This window comes from Amaricoccus macauensis, assembly GCF_049800915.1.
GTDB classification, from domain to species: domain Bacteria; phylum Pseudomonadota; class Alphaproteobacteria; order Rhodobacterales; family Rhodobacteraceae; genus Amaricoccus; species Amaricoccus macauensis_A.
The window spans coordinates 425,643-447,310 of the sequence record NZ_JBNAFY010000002.1 but is presented as its reverse complement, the minus strand read 5'-3'; the positions used below and the strand labels follow the sequence as shown (position 1 = coordinate 447,310).

Genomic DNA, 21,668 nt, shown 5'->3' with positions numbered 1-21,668 from the left:
CCCGGAACTGGCGCGGGCCGCGCCCTTCTATAGCAACGAGGCGGGGTCGAGGGCCAGCGGACGCGCGCACGCATTCATACCCCGTTAAGACTTATGTGTGACTCGTCTCGTCAGGTTTCCGGACCGCCAAAATCCGGCACCAGGTTAATTTGGGACCCATTGATGACAACCTTCCCTGCGTGCTCGAAGTTCACGGTTATTCTGTTACCGACGACCGACTGCACCTGCCCGAGCCCCCAGTCCGGTTTGTCCGGATGGCGCACGAGATTGCCGGGCTCCAAGAATTCGTTCAAGATAAACTCCGGTGAAAGGGAGATCAGCGGATGAGCGCACCGGATCTCAGCGCGCTGGTAAGCGCAAGGTTCTGTCACGACCTGATAAGCCCGTTGGGCGCAATCGGCAACGGTCTCGAACTACTGCAGATGACCGGCAGCGGCAGCCCGGAGGTCGATCTGATCTCCGACAGCCTGACCAATGCACTCGCGAAGGTCCGGTTCTTCCGGGTGGCCTTCGGTCCCGCAGACCCCGAGACCCGCGTGACGATGGAAGAGGCCGGAGAAATCACCGGCGCGATGTTCAACGGCCGCCTGACGGTCGCCTGGATGGACCTCGATGCGTCCCTGCCCCGGCCGGTCGCGCGGCTTGCCTTCCTCGCCATCCTCTGCCTCGAGAAGAGCCTGCCCATGGGCGGGCTCGTGCGGGTCTCGACGGCAGAGGATACCGTCTCGATGCATGTCGAGAGCCGCCGGATCGGTGCGCCGGCGGAGCTTTGGGCGCATGTGACGGATGGTGCCGAAATCCCCGAGTTGCGCTCAGACTGCGTGCAGTTCCCGGCGCTGCGCGAAGCCCTGCTGTCCACCGGCCACGGCCTGGAGGCGCAATTCGGCGAAGCGGATGCCGAGCTTTCGCTCACCCCGCGCGCACAGGAGCACGCGGCGTAGATCGCGCCTTTCCGCGCCGCCCGCGACAGACGAACAGCCATTCCGGGTTCGGTCCACCAGGGACCGGACCCGTTTCGTTTCAGGTCGCGTGCCGGGCCAGAGCGCCGATCAGGTCGGTTCGGGTGACGATCCCGACAACCCGGCCTCTCGAGAGCACGGGTACGGCATCCACCTCGCCATCGGCCATCAGTGGCAGGAGTGCTGCAACCGGCGTGTTCCGCATTGCGCGGGGGCCGGCGACACTCATGATGTCGACGGCGCGCACCGGCCTGTCGCGTTCGCGATCGAGAAGCCGTTTCATCGCCGCGCCGAAACCGCGCCTGAGGCGCAGCGCGTCTTCCCGTGCCCGGCTGATGAGGTGGATCTGGAAGATCACGCCGAGAAAACGCGCATCCGCATCGACGACGGGCAGCGAGGTGAAGCCATGATGCCGGAACAGGTCCGCGACCTCGGACATCGGCGTTTCGGGACCAATGGTGACGAGGTCGCGCGACATGATGTCGGAGGCGACCAGCGGGCCGGTGCGGTGGGTGGCGGCCTGGAGCTCCGCCGCCCCGATGAGGCGGGCGAGGTCCTCGACGCCGAGGTTGAAGGATTGTCTGTAGCGTTCGAGGATACCGACAAGCTCGGCTTCGCTGAGGCCCAGGCGCTCCAACGGCTCGGGGTCGCGGGTGCCGTGGGCATTGGGGGCCTCGAACTGGCGGAAGGGGTAGTTGCGGCCGGTGAGGCGCGCCCAGGCCATGGCCAGCCCCACCAGAAGCGCTGTACCGGCCGCAACGGGCGTCAGCGCGAAGAGGAAACCCAGTTCGTGGATCGCCTCCGGGCTCATGGCCGCTGTCATGGCGACTGCACCGGCGGGCGGATGAACCGCGCGGCAGAGGATCGTCGCGATGATCGCGAGGCCCACGGCAAGCGCGATGCGCAACGCCGGGTCCGGCACGGTGAGGCAGACGGTGACGCCGACGAGGGCGGCCACCGTATTGCCGACGATGGCAGACCAGGGCTGGGCCAGCGGGCTGTTGGGCACGGCGAAGAGCAGGACGGAGGTCGCCCCGAAGGGAGCGATCATGTAGAGGCCGAGCGCGGGGTCCACGGCCGGCGTCAACACGAAGAGACCTGCGAGCGCGAGCCCGATCAGCGCCCCTGCCCCGGCACGCACGGCTTCGAGCGGCGGAGTGCGGGAAACAGCGGGGCCGAGCGAACGAAGAGCGGTCTGAAAGAGCATTCTGGACAGTCGAGGACGAACGGCAGGCACGCAAGGCTGCCGGAAAGGCAGGAGCAGGAGGACGGTTCAGGTTGCGGCGAGACCTGCGCGGAAGCGGCGCGCGTTTTCCTGGTAGCGCTCGGCCGAAGCGGTGAGGCCCCTGATCTCCTCCTCGGTCAACTCGCGGGCGACCTTGGCAGGGCGGCCCATGACGAGCGTGCCTGCGGGGAAGTGCTTGCCCTCGGTCACCAGCGCGCCCGCGCCGACCAGCACGTTCTTCTCCAGCACCGCACCGTTGAGCACGCATGCGCCCATGCCCACGAGACTGTTCTCGCCGATGGTGCACCCGTGCAGGATCGCCAGGTGACCGATGGTGCAGTTTCGCCCGATGGTCAGCGGGTAGCCCATGTCGGTATGGCAGACGGAGCCGTCCTGGATGTTCGAACCTTCGCCCAGGGTGATGGGTTCGTTGTCGCCGCGAAGGACCGCGTTGAACCAGACCGACGCATTCCGGTGAAGGATGATCTTGCCGACGACCTGCGCACCGGGCGCCACCCAGGCGGAGCCGTCCTCTGGGAGTTCCGGTGCGATGCCATCGAGGGTGAGCAGGCTCATGGGGTTCTTTCCTCGAATTCACGATTCATGCGGTTGACCAGTTGCATGAGTTCGGGGCGGCGCTCCCTGCGGAGGCGTTCGGCCTCGATGATCGCGCGGAGCTGCGCCTCGCATTCGGAGAGGGTCTTGTTGACCAGAACATAGTCGTATTCCGCCCAGTGGCTGATCTCGTCCCGCGATTTGGCCATGCGGTTCGCGACCACTTCGGCGCTGTCCTGTCCGCGGGTGCGAAGCCGATTTTCCAACTCGGCGATGGAGGGCGGGAGGATGAAGATCGAGACCACCGAATCCGAGAGGGTGGAGTTGCGGATCTGCTGCCCGCCCTGCCAATCCACGTCGAAGAGCACATCCTCGCCGCGCATGATCGCGGCTTCCACTGGCGCTCGGGGCGTGCCATAGAGGTTGCCGAAGACCTCGGCGTGTTCGAGCATTTCGCCCGCGGCCGCCATGGCCTCGAACTCGCGGCGCGACTTGAAGAAATAGTCCTGGCCATCCTGCTCACCGGGCCGCGGCGGCCGTGTAGTGGCGGAGACCGAGAAGCGCACTTCCGGGTCGGCTTCGAGCATTCGCCGGGAAAGCGTCGACTTGCCCGCACCCGAAGGTGAGGACAGGATGATCAGGAGGCCGCGACGGCGCGGCTCACCGATGGCGGGCGAGTCACTCATACCCTACTCCACATTCTGCACCTGCTCCCGCATCTGGTCGACGGCCACTTTCATCTCCAGACCGATCGAGGTCAATTCGCTTGAGCCTGATTTCGAGCAGAGCGTGTTGGCCTCCCGGTTGAATTCCTGGGTCAGGAAGTCGAATTTGCGGCCCACGGGCGCCTTCGCCGCCAGGAGCGCATCGGCGGCGGCGAGATGCGCCTCGAGCCGGTCGAGTTCTTCCGTCACGTCCGCCTTGACCGCGATCAGTGCGAGTTCCTGGGCGAGCCGTGCTTCGTCGGCGAGTTCCGTGGTTTCGAGCAGGATCGCGACCCGCTCGCGGATCAGATCACGCCGCTTCACGTCACGGGCGAGGCTCGTTTCGCGCGCTGCCGAGACCAGTTCCGCGATGTGTGCAAGCTGTTCACGCAGGATCGCTTCGAGGCGTGCACCTTCCGCGGCACGGGCCTCGCGCAGGGCGGCCGCAAGTTCGGCCACTTCGGCGGCCAGCGCATCCATCTCGGCCGCGATGTCCTCCGTCTGCCCGGTGTCCTGTTCGAGAATGCCCCGCAGGGTCAGGAGTTCGCCCGTACTCAGGGGTGCAAGTGCCAACCCGCGCTGGGCGGCCCGGTTGCTCGCCTCCTCCGCCGCATCGAGCGCGGCTTCGAGGTGGGGCAAGCTCAGGTGGGGCAAGCCGCGCTGTTCGCTGCGATCAAGTTTGAGCGAAACGGTAATCGATCCGCGACCGAACACCTTGCCGAATGTCGAGCGGATCACCGGCTCGAGCGCCTCGAATCCCTCCGGCAGACGCAGGCGCACATCGAGGCCGCGCCCGTTGACGCTCCGCGCCTCCCAGGCGCGTCCGGCGGCACTCTCGGCCCCTTTCACTGCGGCAAATCCGGTCATAGACTGCATGGGCACTCCCTTGCGTGCTTGGGAAAAATTTTCTCGCTGGCCACGGATTTTATCCAAATTTTTACGCGAATTAATGAAATCTGATCAAAACGCGCGACATTGCGAGGGGTGTCGTATAACGTATAAGGGAATTGTTTACCAATCGCGGTTGCCCTGTGTGGGGAGGGCCAACCCGGTTCCGAACTGGTCGAGACGCTGATGACTGATCTCATGCTAACCTCGCTGAAATCCTACTGGGAGCGGCTTCGCGCCGGGCGCATCGCGCCGTATCGCGCCGAAATCGATCCGCGCCAGTTCGAATCAGCCCTAGAGAACATGTTCATCATCGAGAAGATCGGTGAGAACAACATGCGTATCCGTCTCGCCGGCATGAAGGTCTGCGAGATGATGGGTATGGAGGTGCGCGGCATGCAGCCGGGATACCTCATCGACGACGTGGACCGCCAGCGCTATCAACGGCTGTTGCATGTGGTGATGAACGAACCCGCGGTGGTCGAACTCAAGCTCGAAGCGCCGAACCGCACCGGCACCTACGAGGCCGCAATGCTGCTCATGCCGCTTCGCAGCGATTTCGGCGACATCAACCGGGTTCTGGGCGGGATTTCCGGCCGCGGCGATTTCTTCGCGCCACCGCTTTCCTTCACGATCACCGATGTGACCGTCGCGCCGATCGAACCGAGCGAAAGCACGGAAGCCAGCCAGCCCCTGCCCGGTTTCGCGGAAGAGCAGGCCGGGTTCGGCCCGGCACCGACGAAGGGGCCGCAACTGCGCTCGATCGACGGAAACCCGGATGCCGCGGGGCGCTCGCGAACGACCGGCGGAACGCCGAAGCTCCGGATCATCGACGGAAAATAGCCCCTTGAGGAACTGCCAGCAGAACGCGCCGGCCGGAGTTGGGCCCGCGCTCTGCCGTTGTGGTGTGTTACTACTGTAACCTGCCCTCGGCTCCGCGCACGCGCAATCAGGAGCGGGAAAGATGTGGGCGTGCCCGCACGCCGGGGCAAATCGAATGCCGGGCATGCGTGCGGGCCGTTGCGAAGCCCTCATGCGGGCGAGCCCGCCGAGACGGGTCCGCCGCTTGCGCCCCGTTTCAAGTTTGCCAGTTGGCTTCCGGAATCCCCTGAAGCGCCAGAACGGCTGTCAGGTCGGAGACGTCCAGCGTGGCGTCCGCCGCCTCCCGGAGCGCCGGTTTGGCATGATAGGCCACACCGAGCCCCGCGGCCTCGATCATCGAGAGATCGTTGGCCCCGTCGCCGATGGCGATGACCTCCTTCGTGGAGATGCCCTTCTCGGCGCAAACCGCGTTCAGCATCTCCAGCTTCGAGGCCCGGCCCAGGATTGGACGGGCCACATCCCCGGTCAGCCGACCATCCTCGAAAAGCAGTTCGTTGGCGCGGTGGATCTGGAAGCCGGTCTGCTCGGCCACGCGGGACGAGAAATAGGTGAAGCCCCCCGATACGAGCACCGTCATGCCGCCCTCGGCATTCACGGTTTGCACGAGCTGGCGCGCACCGGGGTTGAGCTTGACGCGCTCCTCGAAACAGGCCGCAAGATCGGCTTCGGGGAGCCCCTTGAGCAGCCCCACGCGCTCGATCAGTGCGGCCTCGAAATCAAGCTCGCCGCGCATTGCACGCTCGGTGATATCGGCAACGCGATCCTTCACGCCGGCAAAATCCGCAAGCTCGTCGATGCATTCGACAGCGATCATCGTCGAATCCATGTCGGCGATCAGCATGCGGAACCGGACGTTTGCCGGGACGACATTCGCGTCCAGATCGCGCCCACCGGTCAGGTCGGCCGGCTTCATACCCTCAGGCAGAGTGCCCCGAAACGGTATCCGGATGGCCGTTCCCGCAAGCCGGGCAGGCTCGGACGGCTCAAGGCCGGCATCGCGCATCCGCGCCGCCATGGCCGCAACATCGTCGTCGCGGACGTCATCCGCATGGGTGAGAACCAGGAGCTTCGTTTCAGCCACGATCGTGATCCCGCGCCAGTGCCGAGAACGGAGAAGGGGTGAGACCTCCCCGTCGATCCGGCCAGAGTGTTCGAAAGGAAACGGGCGGCAGTTTCTTCCGCCGCCCGATGATCGGTCAGGTGCGTGCGCTCAGACGGCCGCGCGCTGTGCCTCGCGGCGATTGTGCAGCATGTCCGCGACCAGGAAGGCGAGTTCCAGCGACTGGGACGCATTCAGGCGCGGATCGCAGGCAGTGTGGTAGCGGTCGGAGAGGTTCTCGTCGAGCACGGCCCGGACACCACCGGTGCATTCGGTCACGTCACGGCCGGTCATCTCGAAATGCACCCCGCCCGGGATCGTGCCTTCGGCTGCATGGATGGCGAAGAACTCGCGGACCTCGCGCAGCACGCGCTCGAAGGGCCGGGTCTTGTAGCCGGTTTCCGACTTGATCGTGTTGCCGTGCATCGGATCGCAGCACCACAGCACCTTGCGGCCTTCGCGCTCGACAGCCCGGATGAGCTTCGGCAGGTGCTCGCCCACATTGCCCGCGCCGAAGCGCGAGATCAGCGTGAGCCGCCCGGCTTCGTTCTTCGGGTTGAGGGTGTCGATCAGCTTGAGCAGGTCGCTCTCGGAGATGGTCGGGCCACATTTCAGACCGATCGGGTTCTGCACGCCGCGGCAGAACTCCACATGCGCGCCGTCGACCTGGCGGGTGCGGTCGCCGATCCAGATCATGTGGCCGGAGCCCGCGACCGGCACGCCGGTGGTGCTGTCGACACGCGCCAGGGCCTGTTCATATTCGAGCAGGAGCGCCTCGTGGGAGGTGTAGAAGTTCACCCGGTGCAGGCTGTCGGCGTTGTGATCGTTGACGCCCGCGGCCTGCATGAACTGGAGCGATTCCGAGATGCGGTTCGCGAGCTCGTGGTATTCCGCATAGCCCTCTTCACCGGCGGTGAAATCGAGCGTCCAGGAATGCACGCGGTTGATGTCGGCGAAACCGCCCTGGCTGAAGGCGCGCAGCAGGTTCAGCGTTCCGGCGGCCTGCATGTAGGCCTGGAGCATCCGGTTCGGATCGGGCACGCGGGATTCATCCGTGGGCTCGAAACCGTTGATGATGTCGCCGCGGTAGGACGGAAGCTCGCGATCGCCGACCTTCTCGACGGGGGACGAGCGGGGCTTGGCGAACTGGCCGGCCATGCGGCCGATCTTCACCACAGGGCATTTCGCGCCAAAGGTCAGGACCACGGCCATCTGCAGCATGACCTGGAAGGTGTCGCGGATGTTGTCGGCCCGGAAATCGGCGAAGCTCTCGGCGCAGTCCCCGCCCTGAAGCAGAAAGGCCTTGCCCTCGGAGGCCGCGGCCAGCTCACCGCGCAGTCGGCGTGCCTCGCCGGCAAAAACCAGGGGAGGATAGGAGGCAAGCTTTGCCTCCACCGCCTGAAGTGCGTCAGCATCCGGATAATCCGGCATCTGGATCCGCGGTTTCTCCCGCCATCCGGATTTGGTCCATTCAGCGCACATCGCTCTCGCTCCCTGACAATTGTTGATTCGGGCGTTCTCGTATAGTCGAGCTTCCCCGATAGTTCCACCGTCCGATATTACACGATTCGTTCTTGACCCCCCAAATCCACCGGGATCAAGCTATGACCCTTGCTCTCAGTCAGGACGCCGTCCGAATGGCCGCCCAACAAGAAACGAAGACGCATACTTTCGTGTTTCTCCTGCTGGAGAACTTCACCTTGAGCGCTTTCTCCGGCGGGCTCGAACCGCTCAGGCTCGCCAACCGGATGTCCGGCAAGCCGCTCTACCAGTGGCGGGTCGTCAGCGAGACGGGCGCACCGGTCAGGTCCTCCACGGGCATTTCGGTCGAAGTGGAGAGCGGATTGACCGAACTGCCGCGTGACAGCACGATCGTCGTCGTCACGGGCCTCGATGTGCGGCAGACCATCACCAAGCCGGTCGTCACCTGGCTGCGGCGCGAGAGCCGGAAGGGGCTCGCGGTGGCGGGCCTGTGCACCGGGGCGCAGGTTTTGGCCGAAGCGGGGCTTCTGGACGGGCGCCGTTGCACGATCCACTGGGAGAACCGGGACAGTTTCGAGGAGGAATACCCGGATGTGGATCTCACGGAGAATATCTTCGTGATCGATGCCAACCGATACACCGCCTCGGGCGGCACGGCCTCCATCGATCTGATGATCAACCTTATCAGCCGCACGCATGGTTCGGATCTCGCGAACCTCGTGGCCGATCAGTTGATCCACACCTCCCTGCGCTCTGGAAGCGAGGAGCAGCGGTTGTCGATCCCGACCCGGATCGGTGTGCGTCATCCCAAGCTCGCGGCCATCATCCAGCGTATGGAGGAGAATATCGAGGAGCCGATCTCGCCCTCGGTGCTGGCTCAGGATTCCGACCTTTCCACGCGACAGCTCGAGCGGCTTTTCCGCCGCTATCTCAACCGCAGTCCGAAGCGCTACTACATGGAACTGCGGCTGCGGAAGGCGCGCAACCTGCTGCTCCAGACCGACATGAGCGTGATCAATGTGGCGCTCGCCTGCGGCTTCACCTCGCCGTCGCATTTCTCGAAATGCTACCGCGCGCTCTACGAGACGACCCCCTACCGCGAGCGCGGCACAAGCGGGGTCCAGGAGCAGGCCTAGCGCGTCAATTGCCCGCGGGTGTGATCCGGTAGGCGGCGCCGTCGGATTCGGCCAGGAACCAGATGCTGCCGTCGGGAGCCTCGCGTATATCGCGTATCCGGATGTAGTCGCCTTCGAACAGGCGCTCGGCCTCGGACACGCTTCCGCCCGCGACATCGAGCCGGGAGATGAAGTCGAACTTGAGCGAGCCGACGAAGATGTCACCGCGCCATTCCGGCCAGAGGCGACCCGAGTAGATCATCATGCCAGAGGGAGCGATGGACGGGTCCCAGTAGTGCAGCGGCTGCTCCATGCCCGGCGCCGAGGTGCCGCGCCCGATCCGTCCGCCGGAATACTCTTCGCCGTAGCTGATCTCGGGCCAGCCGTAGTTCTTTCCCGGCTCGGGGCGGTTGATCTCGTCCCCGCCGCGCGCGCCGTGTTCGACGAGCCAGAGCGCCCCTGCGCCATCGAGTGCTGCGCCTTGCGGGTTGCGGTGGCCATAGGACCAGATCGCGGGAGCCGTGCCGTCCGAAAAGGGATTGCCCTTGGGAATGGTGCCGTCGCGGTTGATGCGGACGAGTTTTCCCTTGTAGCTCTCGAGGCTCTGGGCCTGTTGCCGGTCGCCCCGTTCGCCCAGGGTGACATAGAGCGTGCCGTCTGGCGCCTCGACGATCCGGCTGCCGAAATGCCGGGACGACCTGCTGGCCTCGCCCTGCCGGAAGATCACCCGGAGGTTGCTTAGGCTGGCGGTTTCGGTGTCGAGGCTGGCAACGGCCACTGCGGTCGCGGCCCCGCCCCGTACCGGTTCGGCGTAACTGAGGAAGATCTCCCCGGATTGTGCGAAGTCGCGCGCGACGACGACATCGAGCAACCCACCCTGCCCGCTTGCCCAGACGTCCGGCACACCGCTGACGCTGCGGGCGGCGGCGCCCGAGACCAGGAGCAGACGGCCCTCGCGTTCGGTGATGAGCTGACCGCCGCTGGGCAGGAAGGCGATGGCCCAGGGCGTGTCGAGACCGGAGACGGTTTGCGTGACCTCGATCTCACCGACGGAAGCGGAAAAGGTCTCCGCAATGCCCGGTATGGCAGAAAGGCCGAGGATGGCCAGGCCGGCGATCGAATGGTGGATCCGCATGAAAATTCCCCGCAACTTGGTGCGGGAAGGATAGCCTTCGAAGGGCGAAAGGGATAGCGGCGGTCAAGCCATTGTGAGTGGTGGTCGCTCTGTCAGGCGACGCCCTGCATCGTGCTGCCACCACGCCCGTCCGAGAGGCGCGAGGCGAGCAGGTCGAGCAGTGCGTTCGCGCTTGTGGGGGTCTCGGCGGCCTGAAGGGCCGCGGCCTCGAGGGGGGCGTCCTCAAGCATTTCGCCGACCGAATGAACGAACTGGGCGCAATAGGCGATCGTCTCGCCATCGCGGATCTTCAGCGCCTCGTCGAGCAGCGCACGCGCCCGCACGAGGTCTTCGGAGAAGGCCGTGCGCATGGAGGCGCGGTCCATCAGTTCGAGATTGCGCAACTCGTCCGGTCCGCGTCTCGTGTCCGCATCCGGCAGGACGCCCAGAATGCATTCCTGGAACGCCTTGAGGCTCGGGATCGGCTTTTCCATGCAGGCCGATGCGCCAGCCTTCATGGCTTCGGCCTGCCATTCGGACCGGTCGTGCCCGCTCAACGCGATGATGCCCTGTATGGGGGTCGAGGCGGAGGCGAGGTGACGCACCAGGGTCATGCCATCGCCATCAGGCAGACCGAGATCCACGATCACCACGTTGGGACGATAGATCGCCAGATGCCGGCTGGCTGCGTGAAGACTGTCTGCCCGGCGCACACGGGCCCCGCTTTCCGCCGCGAAGAGACGGATGGCTTCGGACGCGCTGCGGCTATCCTCCACCAGGAGGATCGTCACGGCGAACAGGCACTGGCGGCGCAGGCTGCCGAGCGAAACGCTGCCGGGTTTGTTGGAGGAAAAACTCATCGACGGGATACTCCGATGCCAAAACACCCGGCGGATTTGAAAGGAGCAAAGCTAACAAGTGATTAAGTGGCACAAGGCCGTTCTGTTCAGACCGATTTTGCGCCGGTCTCGGTTAGCCAGAAAGCGTGCCGTTCCTTGAGAACACGCGGCAGGGAAAGCGTGTTCAACTCCGAATCGAGAATTTCAACGAGACTGAACTCGAAGGCAGCCTCTCCATGCCGGTTCCATGCGGCCTGAAGCGCGCGGTTCGGGTGCGTGCCTTGTCTGAGCGTGAACCAGTGACGGTTCTGGATCTTCTCCAGATCCTGGCTCGCCCCGAACCACCGCTCTCCGGTCGCGGGGCAGCTGACCGAATAGATGCCTCGGTCGGCCTTTCGCTCCCTGTAGCTGCGCGCAGCCGCGCGCCTGTCGATAGGTTTCGTCATCGGATGGATCTCCCTTCTGCTGCGGCGGATATATTTACCCGGGTATATATTGCAAGAACTATTTTGCCCGGGTAGATAGAGGGAAAGGAGGAACCGCAGATGCCATTACGGACCTTTACGGCCTTTGCCGAAACCACCGTCCTCGCCAACGGCTCGCTCGATGAGGTCACGAAAGCCGTACGCAGCCATGCCGGGCAGGAGCGCGCCATGCCCGTGCTGGTATTCGAGGATGGAACCGGACGACTTGTCGATCTCGACCTCAGGGAAGAAGCCGAACGCCAAGCGCCGTCGGGTGCGGAGGAGACCGGCCCGCCCCGAAGGCGGGGGCGTCCGAAGCTCGGGGTTGTCGCGCGGGAAGTGACGCTGTTGCCCCGGCATTGGGACTGGCTGGCGGCACAACCGGGGGGCGCATCCGCCGCACTGCGGCGCCTTGTCGATCAGGCGCGAAAGGCGGATGGAGACGCGACAGCCGCGCGGCAGGCACAGGAAGCGGCCTATCGCTTCATGTCGGCGATTGCAGGAGATCTTCCGGGTTTCGAGGAGGCGTGTCGGGCCCTGTTTTCCGGGGACACACAAAGATTGTCCGAGTGCGTATCGGCCTGGCCCGAGGACATTGCGACCTATGCGCTTGGTCTGGCCCGGGGCACGGATGCCCCGGACCGGAATTAGTTCTGGTTCAGCCGGCGGCCGCCACGGCGCGCCCTGTCAGCACCTTCACCAGATTGGCGCGGTATTCCGGGGTGCCGTGGATGTCGCCCATCATGCCCTCTGCCTCGACCGTCAAGCCGTCGATGGCACTCGGGCTGAAGTCATGGCTCAAGGCCGCCTCCGCCTCCTTCCAGCGGAACACACCCTCCTCCGAGGCGCCGGTGACCGCGACGCGGACGCCGCCGGCATATTTCGCCAAGAAGACGCCCGTGAGCGGAAAGCGCGAGGCGGGCTGGGCGAACTTCTGGTAATTCGCCGCCTGCGGGATGGGGAAGCGGATCTCGGTGATGATCTCGCCTTCCTCCAGCGCCGTGGTGAACATGCCCTGGAAATAGTCGTCCGCCGGGATTTCACGCGCGTTGGTCACGACGGTCGCGCCCGAGGCCAGGACAGCCGCCGGATAGCAGGCGGCCGGATCGTTGTTGGCGACACTTCCGCCGATGGTGCCGAGCGTGCGCACCGAGGGATCGCCGATCCGGCTGGCGAGATAGGCCAGCGCCGGATAGGTTTCCGTCAGTTCGCGCGCGATGGTCGCATGATTGGTGCCGCCGCCGATCACCACGGCGCCACCCTCGACCTTGATCCCCTTGAGTTCGGCGATCCCGCGCAGGCTCACGAGCTTGCCGGGCATCGCGAGGCGTTGCTTGAGGGTGGGAATCAACGTCTGGCCCCCGCCCAGCGCCTGGGCATCCTCCTCCTGGAGAGCGGCCAAAGCCTCGTCGAGGCTTGATGGCTTCACGAAATCAAAAGCATACATGGTTTGTTTCCTCCAATTCCGATCCGCTTACTCGGCAGCCATGCGGCTGCCGGACATCGCGGCCCAGACCTTCTGCGGCGTGAGCGGCATGTCGATATGGTCGACCGCATGGCCGCCCGACTTGAGTGCGTCGATCACCGCGTTGACAACCGCCGGCGGGGTGCCGATCGCGCCGGCCTCGCCGCAGCCCTTCACGCCGAGCGGGTTGTGGGTACAGGGCGTCTGACAGGAATGATCCACCGTCACCATCGGCACATCGTTCGAGCGCGGCATGGCGTAATCCATGTAGGACCCGGTGAGCAGCTGCCCGTCGGCATCGTGAACAACACCTTCGAGAAGCGCCTGGCCGATCCCCTGCACCACGCCGCCATGCACCTGGCCCTCGACGACCATCGGGTTGATCACGTTGCCGAAATCATCGGCGCAAGTGAAGCTCGCCACCTCGACGCGGCCCGTGCCCGGATCGACCTCCACCTCGCAGGCATAGGCGCCCGCGGGATAGGTGAAGTTCGCCGGATCGTAGAAGGAGCATTCCTCCAGGCCCGGCTCGAGTTCTTCGAGCGGGTAGTTGTGCGGCACATAGGCCGAGAGGGCAATGTCGCCGAAGCTGGTGGACTTGTCGGTGCCCGCAACGGTGAAGGCGCCATTCTCGAAGACGATATCCTCGACGGACGCCTCCATCTGGTGCGCGGCGATCTTCTTGCACTTGGCGATGATCTTCTCGGTCGCCTTCACGATCGCCGTGCCGCAGACCGCAAGCGAGCGCGAGCCGTAGCTGCCCATGCCGAAGGGGATTTTCGAGGTGTCGCCATGGACGATCTCGACGCTCTCCTCCGGGATGCCGAGCATGTCGGAGACCACCTGCGCGAAGACCGTCTCGTGGCTCTGGCCATGGCTGTGCGCGCCGGTGAGCACCGAGATATTGCCGGTGGCATTCACGCGTACGGTCGCGGCGTCATAGAGCCCCACCCGCGCGCCAAGCTGTCCGACGAGATGCGAGGGCGCGATGCCGCAGGCCTCGATCCAGGTCGAGAGCCCGAGCCCGCGCAGCTTGCCGTTCTTCTCGCTTTCGGCGCGGCGTGCGGCAAAGCCCGCGAGGTCGCCAAGCTCGGTGAGCTTGTCGAGCGTGGCGCCGTAGTTGCCGGTGTCGTAGATCAGGCCCACGGGAGTCGTGTAGGGGAAAGCATCGGGCGAAATGAAGTTCTTGCGCCGGATCTCCGACTTGTCGATCCCCAGTTCGTCGGCGCATTTGTCGATGACGCGCTCGAGCGAATAGGTCGCCTCCGGGCGCCCTGCCCCGCGATAGGCATCAACCGGCACGGTATTCGTGAAGACCGCCTTCACGTTCACATAGACAAGCGGCGTCTTGTAGGGACCGGCCATCAGCGTGCCGTGAAGGAAGGTCGGCACGGAGGTCGAAAAATTCGAGAGATAGGCCCCCATGTTCGCCAGCGTCTCGGTGCGGAGCGCGAGGAAATTGCCTTCCTTGTCGGTGGCCAGCTCGATCTTCGTGACATGATCGCGGCCATGCGCATCGGTCATGAAGGCTTCCGAACGGTCGCAGACCCATTTGACCGGCCGGCCGAGCTTCCTGGAGGCGGCAAGCACCAGCGCCTCTTCGCCGTAGTGGTAGATCTTCGAGCCGAAGCCGCCACCCACATCGGGTGCGATCACCGTCAGCTTGTGCTCCGGAATGCCCATCACGAATGCGCCGATCAGCAGGCGATGCACATGCGGATTCTGCGACGTGGTGTAGAGCGTGTAATCCTCGGTGCCCGGATTGTAGTCGCCGATCGAGGCGCGCGGCTCCATCGGGTTGGGCGAGAGCCGGTTGTTGATCAGCTCGAGTGTGGTCACATGCGGCGCGCTGGCGAAGGCCTCGTCCACCGCGGCCTTGTTGTCCTCGATCCAGCCCCAGTCGAAGCAGATGTTGTCGTCGATCTCGTCATGGACGCGGTTCCCGTTGTCCGCGACCGCCGAGGCCATGTCGAGCACCGCGGGCAGATCCTCGATATCGGCCTCGATGGCTTCCACCGCATCCTTGGCTTGCATCGGTGTCTCGGCCACCACCGCGGCATAGGCATCGCCCACATGGCGCACCTTGCCATGCGCGAGCACCGGACGCTTCGGCTCCTTCATCGGCGAGCCGTCCTTGCTGTGGATGAGCCAGCCGGCCGGGTTGCTGCCGACCTCGACGAAATCCTCGCCGGTGAAGACCGCCAGCACGCCGGGCATTTCCTCGGCGGCACTGGTGTCGATCCCGTTGATGCGGCCATGGGCCACAGTGGAGCGGGCAAAGGCGACATAGGCCTGTCCGCGAAGATCGATATCGGCGGTGTACCGGCCCTTGCCGGTCAGGAAGCGCACGTCTTCGCGCCGCTTCGAGCTCGCCCCGATTCCGCTGTCCTTGGGCATGGTTTCCTCCCTGGAAATTGTTCTGCGCTTACCCCGGGCCCGAAGCTTGTCTCGCAACGCGGCCCATCGCCGCCCTATTCGGCGGCGATCGGTTTGGCGCTCATGTCTGCGGCAGCGGCCTGAACGGCCTTGACGATGTTGTGGTAGCCCGTGCAGCGGCAGATGTTGCCTTCGAGGTGCTCACGGATCTCGGCCTCGGTCGGCTCCGGATTTTCCTTCAGCAGCGACGCGGCCACCATCACCATGCCCGGCGTGCAGAACCCGCACTGGAGGCCGTGATGCTCGCGAAAGGCCGCCTGGACCACTCCGAGAGATCCGTCGGGGTTGGCCATCCCCTCAATGGTGGTAATGTCGGTGCCCGCGGCATCCATCGCGAAGATGTTGCAGGACTTCACCGGCTCGCCATCCATGTGGATCGCACAGGCGCCACATTGTGCCGTGTCGCACCCGACATGGGTCCCCGTGAGGCCGAGCGTCTCGCGGAGGAAGTCGACGAGCAGTGTGCGCCCCTCCACGTTCCCCTTCGCGGGCTTGCCATTCACGGTCATTTCTATTTCTGGCATGATTTCCTCCCGAAATCGGCTGGATAGCAGATTTTTGGCCTAGCCTCTCAATCGACCGAGCCAGCCTTTCTTCTTTTCCGGTTCCCCGGCGGCGACGTCTTCTGCAGGTTCGTCAGCCGAGTCTTCCGCCGGAACTTGAGGTCCTTCGACCTGGGACTTGAAGTTCTCGAAGAACTGGTCCGCCATCTTCTTGGCGAATCCGTCGATAATGCGGCTGCCGAGCTGGGCCAGCTTGCCGCCAACCTTGGCCTCGACCTCGTAGAACAGCTCGGTCCCTTCCTCGGCATCGCTGAGCTTGACATCGGCTGCACCCTTGGCAAAGCCGGCCGCACCGCCCTTGCCCTCTCCGCTGATGGTGCAGCTTTCAGGCACGACGACGTTCGAGAGCTGGACTGCGCCCTTGAAGGTCGCCTTTACCGGCCCGACCTTCTGCACGACAACCGCTTCAAAGCCTTCTTCGGGTGAGCCGGTCATCTCCTGGCACCCCGGAATGCAGGCCTTCAGGATCTCCGGATCATTCAGCGCGGACCAGACCGTGGCCCGGTCGGCGGCGATGATACGGGAACCGTTGAGATTCATTAATTTTCCTCCCTCGTTTCGGACGAGGTTATGCCTGTCCGAATACTCCCCCTATAGTACTTTAGCAGCACATCCGCCGCCTGGTATCCCCCTCACAATGCGCATGCCCGCCCTGGCCGATCAAGTCCTGTAAGGATACGGGGCGTGGAAAAAGACAACGGTGCGAACTCGTTGGCAGGAACTCAAAGGGGATCGAGGGTCTCCAGACCGCCGGTCAGACCATCGAGAGCATCAAGCCCTTCCAGTTCGTCGAGAATGCCGAGCCGGGGTCGATGATAGGCTATGCGGTGAATAGTGTAGGGTTCGAGTAGAAGGCCGAAGAGCGGTTGAAACTCATAGTAGACCTCCGTGACCAGCAGGGTTTCCCCGGTGTCCAGCGACAGGCTTTCCGGCAGTATCGCCGCACCATCGAGTCCATTGACGACGCTCGTAGCGGAAAGGTCGCCGGCCCCGGACAACTGCCAGTTCACGATTGGTCCGAGAGTCGCGGTGCCGCTTACGCTGGTGACAATCGCGACGCCGTGGTCCTCGAACTCGAAGGGCTCCATGATCATGTCCACCGCGAGAAAGACGTCGTTGAGCGTTGTTACCGAAATGCTCTGGTCCCGACCCACGAGGTCGGCAAGAATGAAGGCCCCGTTCTGAAGCTTCTGCGACAGAAGCAGAATGCGGCCGAATTCCGCGGCCCCCGTGAAGAGCACGACCAGGATCGGGAGAATGAAGGCAAACTCGACGGCGATGATGCCGCGCGTATCGCGCCAGAGTTTGCGAAACAGCCTGACGGGCGCGGCCATCATCAGAACTCCTCGTTGCGCATGGCGACGGCGGAGACATGATTGACGGACCGACCGAGCAGTTCCCGCATGAGCGGCGTGAGGATCCCCCATTCATAGCTGACTCGGTAAAGTACGATGTCATCATCCTCGCCAAGCCCCGCTTCCCCCATGTCCGGGTCCCACTGCGCATTGCCGTTCACGTCGACGAAGACCTCGCCCTCGTCATAGGAGCCGTTCCCGTTCTCGTCCGTGAAGGGTTCCGGTTGTCCGATGGAGGAAAAGTCCGAGTAGACCAGCGTATCGATATCGACCTTGTCCATGTCGACGAATCCGAAGGTCCGTTCGGAGATGATCTCGCGTATTCGTTCCTGGCGGGTGACCGAAGTGCCCGAACCCGTGATCCCGAACCGCGACGCTTCGAGGACGGCTGCCTCGATGCTGGCACCGACGAAGACCACCAGCGCCAGTTCGATCGCTCCGATCAGCATGATGATGATGAGCGGCATGATGAGGGCGAACTCGATGATCGCCGCCCCCTCTTCGTCTCTGCGCAGACGCGCGAGCCTGCCTGCACATCCTCTTACCCTGCAGGAGATCATTCGGCGATCCTCAGGCGCGCCAGTTCGCCTGCGATGGTCTTGAAGATGTTCGAGAGCTCCGAGTTGGTCGGGGCATGGTAGTACATCGACACCGCCGTGGCGCAGTTCTGAAACAGGGTCTGGGCCGTGGAGTCCACGCCCGAGCCGAAGGTGATGGTGTAGATCTCGATCCCTTCCGCCTTCATCGCGGCGCACGTCTCGGCCATGCGGTCATCAAGAATGCCGCGGCCGGTGTTGAGGGAGGTGGTACCGAGCTTGTCCTCGATGCGCCCGTAGGCGGTGTAGTCGGAATTTGGCGGATCGACGGAACTGTGGTCGTAGAACTGGTTCCGGCCATCGGTCAGGATCACGACGGCCTTGTTCATCAGCGGCTCGTCGTAGTCGAGGGGGAAATCCGCCGGGGTATCGCCCCCCCAGAGGCCACGCCAGCGCGGCGAGATCGTGCGCCAGCCCCAGGACAGGCCGAGATTGCCGGTGGTCCCGCCCCGCGCCCAGGCTTGCATCGCGTTAAGTGCCGCATCGACCTTGGTGCGGGAATTCGTCAGCGGCGTGATCGGTGCGCCGCAGCCCAAGTTCGGGCCGCGCGCATTGTTGCTGTTGGCATGTTCGCCGAGCACGGGCGGGTAATTGTTATCATTCGAGTCACTCGTGGTCAGCGGATAGATATAGGAGGTAAAGGGCTCGTCCGAGGGCGGCGTATCATCCGTGTCGTAGGGATAGTCGCGCGCCTCGACGCAACCTTTCCAGCCGACCGGATCGTCTTCCCAAAGGGACGGATCGGTGATTGCCGCATCCGCCGGGTTGAGCCAGGCCGAATGCGACGCACCGACATTCACCGACGCAACATAGGGCACGACACTGATATAGAGGTTCTCGATTTCCGTCTCGTCGCCGTAGAGCGCCTTGGTCAGTTCGAGCGCGGCCGACTGCATGGAGGTGAACTTGCTTCCGCGCATCGAGCCGGTGATGTCGAGCACGAGGGCCAGTTCCATTCCCGATATGCCGCGCTCGACAACGCTGCGCGCCCTGACGGTGATCGAATCGACCCCCATCAACTGCGAGAAATAGGTCCGCACGGTGGCAGACGTCTCCATCGTCACCTGCCGGGTGTCGGGATCGTAGGAAAAGGACAGGTCGCCAAGCTCGACGGAGTCGCTGGCATTCGGGAAGTTCGCATTGAAATAGTTGGTCGCGATCTCTGCCGCTTCATCGGTATCCGCCGAACGTCCTGCCGCCAGCGCCGCGGCATCGAGCGACTTCGACAACCGGCTTTCCGCCATGTAGGCCAGAGAGGTATCGACCGCGATGCCCATCGCCCCGAGCAAAGGGATCATCATCAGGGCGACAAGTACCGCCGCCGCGCCGCTCGTGTCGTCAAGGCAGCGACGTATCGGGTTCCGCCGGGCGATCCGCATGAGGGATCGGATGTGATTTCGCACGATCATCTGTGAAACGGCACCCAATACTCGAGCCATGAAACGTTCGGCGCGATCCTGTCCGCATGGCGTCAAGATCAGGTAAATGCGGAAAGAAACCCGCGTGACCGATACCGATCAGCCCAGGAAGCCGACAGCCGCGACAATGCCACCCATGGCGATCGCGACCCCGTAGGGCAGCCTGATCGGCGCGACGGTTCCATCCGCCGGCCGGGGCGCCATCATCCGCCCCGCAAGGTAGACGATCGCGAGAAACCCGCCCGAGAGGGCCGTTACGAACAGGAAATCCGGCAGGCGTGCCGCGCCCAGCCAAAGCGATCCAGCAGCCAGAAGCTTGACGTCTCCTCCCCCCAGCAGTCCTGCACCGAAGAGGCCGGCACCCGCGAAGAACACCGCGAAAGCCACGATCATGTCCGGAACAAGCCCCGCACCAAGGAGACCGCCCTGCACAAGGGCCGCGTTCAGCAGGCGCGCCACCCCAAGCAGGGCGAGCGAGACGGGAAGGACATTCGGGATGCGCCGCGCGCGGATGTCGCAGGTCGCGGCACCGAGCAGAACCAGGATTCCGGAGAAAAGAAGTAGGGCTGGCACCGATGCTTCCGACGATTCTCGCGTGGCCGACAGACTCGCCTCCTTGAATGGAGGGACAAGCGCCACGCTTCGGAAACAGATCCAAACCCGATTACCTTTACGCGAAATTAACGGTTAAAATTCTAATTTGAGGCAAATCCCTCCGGCGCTTATCAGCAGAATTTGATGCAAGTGAAAAAACACATCGCCCCCTGGCTGGTTTGCACCGCCGTATTCCTGCCCTCCGCCTGCGACATGAAGATGCCGGGGGACTCCTCGCCCGAACGTCTGGCCGAGCGCGCCGCCGATTCCGGTGACTTTGAAACCGCAGCGGCCCTTTACAACCAGGCCTTTACCCTGAACCCCAACGACACCGATGCCCTTGTCGGGCTGGGGCGTAGCTATGCGGGTATGGGCCAGTATTCGCGTGCCGAACAGACGCTTGTCGAAGCCCAGAAGCGCAAGCCGAGGGACGCGCAGATCCTTCTCGATCTTGGCCGGACCCAGCTTGCTGCGGGCAAGCCGGAAGCGGCGCTGAAGAACCTCGATGCGGCCTACAAGCTCAAGCCCAACGACCTCCAGATCATCACCGCACGCGGTGTGGTTCTGGACGCATTGAGCCGACATTCCGAAGCGCAGGCCCTCTACCGGCAGGGTCTCGACATCGACCCGACGGATTTTGCGCTCCAGTCGAATCTCGGACTGTCCTACGGTCTGTCCGGCCAGACGACCGAGGGGATCCGCATCCTGCGCGAACTCATTCGCGATCCCGCCGCCTCGCGCAAGACCCGCGGCAACCTCGCGCTGGTCTACGGGCTGGCAGGCCGCGAACGCGATGCCCGCGCCACGCTGGAAGCCGATCTCACCGCAGAGCAGATCAACAGCAACCTGGCCTACTACGCGGAGCTGCGCACCTTGCTGAAACAGGGCCAACCCATCGGCGCGTTGCAGTAGCAGAAGGCGGTTCCGGCAGACGATCTGCCGCGGCTTGCCCTCACTCCATACCGATGAACTTGTCCATGATGTCGAGAACGGCCGGACCGATCAGCACGATGAAGAGCGCTGGCAGGATGAAGATCATCATCGGCACCGTCATGGTCGCGGGCAGTCTTCCGGCCTTCTCTTCCGCGCGCATCATCCGCTCGGTGCGCAATTCCTGGGACAGCACCTTGAAGGCTCGGGCCAGCGGTGTTCCGTAGCGTTCAGCCTGGATCATCGTGTTGACGAAGGCATTGATCGCGGGGAGTGGAACGCGCTCGATCAGGTTTTCGAGCGCCATGCGCCGGTCGGGCATAAAGTTGAGCTCCTGCGCCGTGATCGAAAGCTCCTCCCCAAGAACCGAATTGCTGCGACTTGTCTCGGCGACGAGACGCTTCATCGCAGCATCGGACGAAAGCCCGGCCTCGGCGCAGATCACCAACATGTCGAGCGCGTCCGGAAAGCTCTTCTTGATCGCATCAAGCCGTTTCTGCTGCGCATTCTTCACGATCATGTCCGGCAACCGGCTGCCGATCAGGGCCGCGCCCAGCACCACGCCGAAATCGAACATGGGGCCCTTCCCGATCGGATCGAACCCGTAGACCACCAGGGCGCTGCCGGCGAGAAGCGCGATCGGCCCAAAGATCTTGAAGAAGGTGTAGACGACCATCGCGTCCCGCGAGCGATAGCCGGCGCTGACGAGCAGCCCACGGATCTCCTTGATCTGGCGGTCCTTGAGGATGGCGAGACCGCCGGTCGTGCCCTGCATGATCTGCACGAGTTTCTGGTTGAGGCCGGTATCGGGACCGCCACGATGCGCGCTTTGCCGCGAACTCGTCCGGCCGGCGGCCATGGTGATGCGCTGGGCGCGCGTGTTCTGCTCATAGACCAGAATGGCGACAATCACGCAGAGGATGATCAGGACGACGGTCCCGGCCACGATCGCGAAATAGAGTTGTTGTGTCTCCATGGCCCATAC

The 21,668-nt window shown here is 64.1% G+C and carries 24 protein-coding genes; 5 read left to right on the top strand and 19 right to left on the bottom strand.

Annotated elements, in window-relative coordinates:
- Positions 1-110: 110 nt before the first annotated feature.
- Positions 111-293 (bottom strand): DUF3553 domain-containing protein, encoded by a 183-nt coding sequence (locus ACP15W_RS06345; RefSeq protein ID WP_424932010.1) that lies wholly within the window; start codon positions 291-293, stop codon positions 111-113.
- Between the two features lie 30 nt (positions 294-323).
- Between ACP15W_RS06345 and ACP15W_RS06340 the strand changes: the two genes are divergently transcribed.
- Entirely contained in the window at positions 324-941 is a 618-nt protein-coding gene (locus ACP15W_RS06340; RefSeq protein ID WP_424932009.1) for a histidine phosphotransferase family protein, read from the top strand.
- Positions 942-1,020: 79 nt separating this feature from the next.
- Here ACP15W_RS06340 and ACP15W_RS06335 read toward each other — a convergent pair whose 3' ends face one another.
- The 4 genes from ACP15W_RS06335 to ACP15W_RS06320 form a co-directional block, all read right to left on the bottom strand.
- The gene (locus tag ACP15W_RS06335) at positions 1,021-2,166 is read right to left on the bottom strand and encodes an HPP family protein (protein ID WP_424932008.1); all 1,146 of its coding nucleotides are present in this window, start codon (positions 2,164-2,166) and stop codon (positions 1,021-1,023) included.
- A 66-nt stretch (positions 2,167-2,232) separates the two neighbouring features.
- Complete coding sequence (locus ACP15W_RS06330; RefSeq protein ID WP_424932007.1) at positions 2,233-2,760, bottom strand: gamma carbonic anhydrase family protein; 528 nt, start codon at positions 2,758-2,760, stop codon at positions 2,233-2,235.
- A complete protein-coding gene (gmk, locus tag ACP15W_RS06325) occupies positions 2,757-3,425 on the bottom strand; it encodes a guanylate kinase (protein ID WP_424932006.1) in 669 nt (222 codons plus the stop codon). The genes ACP15W_RS06330 and gmk overlap by 4 nt, the downstream gene beginning before the upstream one ends.
- A 3-nt stretch (positions 3,426-3,428) precedes the next feature.
- Positions 3,429-4,319, bottom strand: a complete 891-nt coding sequence (locus tag ACP15W_RS06320) for a YicC/YloC family endoribonuclease (protein WP_424932005.1) — start codon at positions 4,317-4,319, stop codon at positions 3,429-3,431.
- Positions 4,320-4,517: 198 nt separating this feature from the next.
- On the opposite strand from ACP15W_RS06320, the gene ACP15W_RS06315 reads away from it, so the two are divergent.
- Positions 4,518-5,174, top strand: coding sequence for a PAS domain-containing protein (locus tag ACP15W_RS06315; protein WP_424932004.1), 657 nt, complete (start codon positions 4,518-4,520; stop codon positions 5,172-5,174).
- Positions 5,175-5,409: 235 nt separating this feature from the next.
- Here the strand turns inward: ACP15W_RS06315 and serB are convergent, their stop codons facing one another.
- Both serB and ACP15W_RS06305 read right to left on the bottom strand, forming a co-directional pair.
- Positions 5,410-6,294 (bottom strand): phosphoserine phosphatase SerB, encoded by an 885-nt coding sequence (gene serB, locus ACP15W_RS06310; RefSeq protein ID WP_424932003.1) that lies wholly within the window; start codon positions 6,292-6,294, stop codon positions 5,410-5,412.
- 129 nt (positions 6,295-6,423) lie between these two features.
- Complete coding sequence (locus ACP15W_RS06305) at positions 6,424-7,794, bottom strand: class II 3-deoxy-7-phosphoheptulonate synthase (protein WP_424932002.1); 1,371 nt, start codon at positions 7,792-7,794, stop codon at positions 6,424-6,426.
- A 155-nt stretch (positions 7,795-7,949) separates the two neighbouring features.
- On the opposite strand from ACP15W_RS06305, the gene ACP15W_RS06300 reads away from it, so the two are divergent.
- The gene (locus ACP15W_RS06300; RefSeq protein ID WP_424932001.1) at positions 7,950-8,930 is read left to right on the top strand and encodes a GlxA family transcriptional regulator; all 981 of its coding nucleotides are present in this window, start codon (positions 7,950-7,952) and stop codon (positions 8,928-8,930) included.
- 4 nt (positions 8,931-8,934) lie between these two features.
- On the opposite strand, the gene ACP15W_RS06295 is transcribed toward ACP15W_RS06300, so the two are convergent.
- The 3 genes from ACP15W_RS06295 to ACP15W_RS06285 form a co-directional block, all read right to left on the bottom strand.
- Positions 8,935-10,044 (bottom strand): PQQ-dependent sugar dehydrogenase, encoded by a 1,110-nt coding sequence (locus ACP15W_RS06295; protein ID WP_424932000.1) that lies wholly within the window; start codon positions 10,042-10,044, stop codon positions 8,935-8,937.
- 92 nt (positions 10,045-10,136) lie between these two features.
- Positions 10,137-10,883 carry a response regulator transcription factor gene (locus ACP15W_RS06290; RefSeq protein ID WP_424931999.1) on the bottom strand — a complete coding sequence of 249 codons (747 nt, stop codon included), beginning with the start codon at positions 10,881-10,883 and terminating at the stop codon, positions 10,137-10,139.
- An 86-nt stretch (positions 10,884-10,969) separates the two neighbouring features.
- A complete protein-coding gene (locus ACP15W_RS06285; RefSeq protein ID WP_424931998.1) occupies positions 10,970-11,308 on the bottom strand; it encodes a GIY-YIG nuclease family protein in 339 nt (112 codons plus the stop codon).
- 99 nt (positions 11,309-11,407) lie between these two features.
- Here ACP15W_RS06285 and ACP15W_RS06280 point away from each other — a divergent pair, with 99 nt between their 5' ends.
- Positions 11,408-11,977, top strand: coding sequence for a DUF2239 family protein (locus tag ACP15W_RS06280; RefSeq protein ID WP_424931997.1), 570 nt, complete (start codon positions 11,408-11,410; stop codon positions 11,975-11,977).
- Positions 11,978-11,984: 7 nt separating this feature from the next.
- On the opposite strand, the gene ACP15W_RS06275 is transcribed toward ACP15W_RS06280, so the two are convergent.
- From ACP15W_RS06275 to ACP15W_RS06240, 8 genes are all read right to left on the bottom strand, one after another.
- The gene (locus ACP15W_RS06275) at positions 11,985-12,773 is read right to left on the bottom strand and encodes an FAD binding domain-containing protein (protein ID WP_424931996.1); all 789 of its coding nucleotides are present in this window, start codon (positions 12,771-12,773) and stop codon (positions 11,985-11,987) included.
- Positions 12,774-12,800: 27 nt separating this feature from the next.
- Positions 12,801-15,188, bottom strand: coding sequence for a xanthine dehydrogenase family protein molybdopterin-binding subunit (locus ACP15W_RS06270; RefSeq protein ID WP_424931995.1), 2,388 nt, complete (start codon positions 15,186-15,188; stop codon positions 12,801-12,803).
- Positions 15,189-15,262: 74 nt separating this feature from the next.
- Positions 15,263-15,751: a (2Fe-2S)-binding protein gene (locus tag ACP15W_RS06265; RefSeq protein WP_424931994.1), complete on the bottom strand. Its 489-nt coding sequence runs from the start codon at positions 15,749-15,751 to the stop codon at positions 15,263-15,265.
- Positions 15,752-15,790: 39 nt separating this feature from the next.
- Positions 15,791-16,330, bottom strand: coding sequence for a CoxG family protein (locus ACP15W_RS06260; RefSeq protein WP_424931993.1), 540 nt, complete (start codon positions 16,328-16,330; stop codon positions 15,791-15,793).
- A 182-nt stretch (positions 16,331-16,512) separates the two neighbouring features.
- On the bottom strand, positions 16,513-17,127 hold the full coding sequence (locus ACP15W_RS06255) for a TadE/TadG family type IV pilus assembly protein (protein WP_424931992.1): 615 nt from the start codon (positions 17,125-17,127) through the stop codon (positions 16,513-16,515).
- Positions 17,127-17,705, bottom strand: coding sequence for a TadE/TadG family type IV pilus assembly protein (locus tag ACP15W_RS06250; protein WP_424931991.1), 579 nt, complete (start codon positions 17,703-17,705; stop codon positions 17,127-17,129). The genes ACP15W_RS06255 and ACP15W_RS06250 overlap by 1 nt, the downstream gene beginning before the upstream one ends.
- Positions 17,702-19,180, bottom strand: a complete 1,479-nt coding sequence (locus ACP15W_RS06245; protein WP_424931990.1) for a pilus assembly protein — start codon at positions 19,178-19,180, stop codon at positions 17,702-17,704. The genes ACP15W_RS06250 and ACP15W_RS06245 overlap by 4 nt, the downstream gene beginning before the upstream one ends.
- Positions 19,181-19,258: 78 nt before the next feature.
- Positions 19,259-19,732 (bottom strand): prepilin peptidase, encoded by a 474-nt coding sequence (locus tag ACP15W_RS06240; protein WP_424931989.1) that lies wholly within the window; start codon positions 19,730-19,732, stop codon positions 19,259-19,261.
- Between the two features lie 165 nt (positions 19,733-19,897).
- On the opposite strand from ACP15W_RS06240, the gene ACP15W_RS06235 reads away from it, so the two are divergent.
- The gene (locus tag ACP15W_RS06235; protein ID WP_424931988.1) at positions 19,898-20,665 is read left to right on the top strand and encodes a tetratricopeptide repeat protein; all 768 of its coding nucleotides are present in this window, start codon (positions 19,898-19,900) and stop codon (positions 20,663-20,665) included.
- 40 nt (positions 20,666-20,705) lie between these two features.
- On the opposite strand, the gene ACP15W_RS06230 is transcribed toward ACP15W_RS06235, so the two are convergent.
- The gene (locus ACP15W_RS06230; protein WP_424931987.1) at positions 20,706-21,659 is read right to left on the bottom strand and encodes a type II secretion system F family protein; all 954 of its coding nucleotides are present in this window, start codon (positions 21,657-21,659) and stop codon (positions 20,706-20,708) included.
- Positions 21,660-21,668 lie beyond the last annotated feature (9 nt).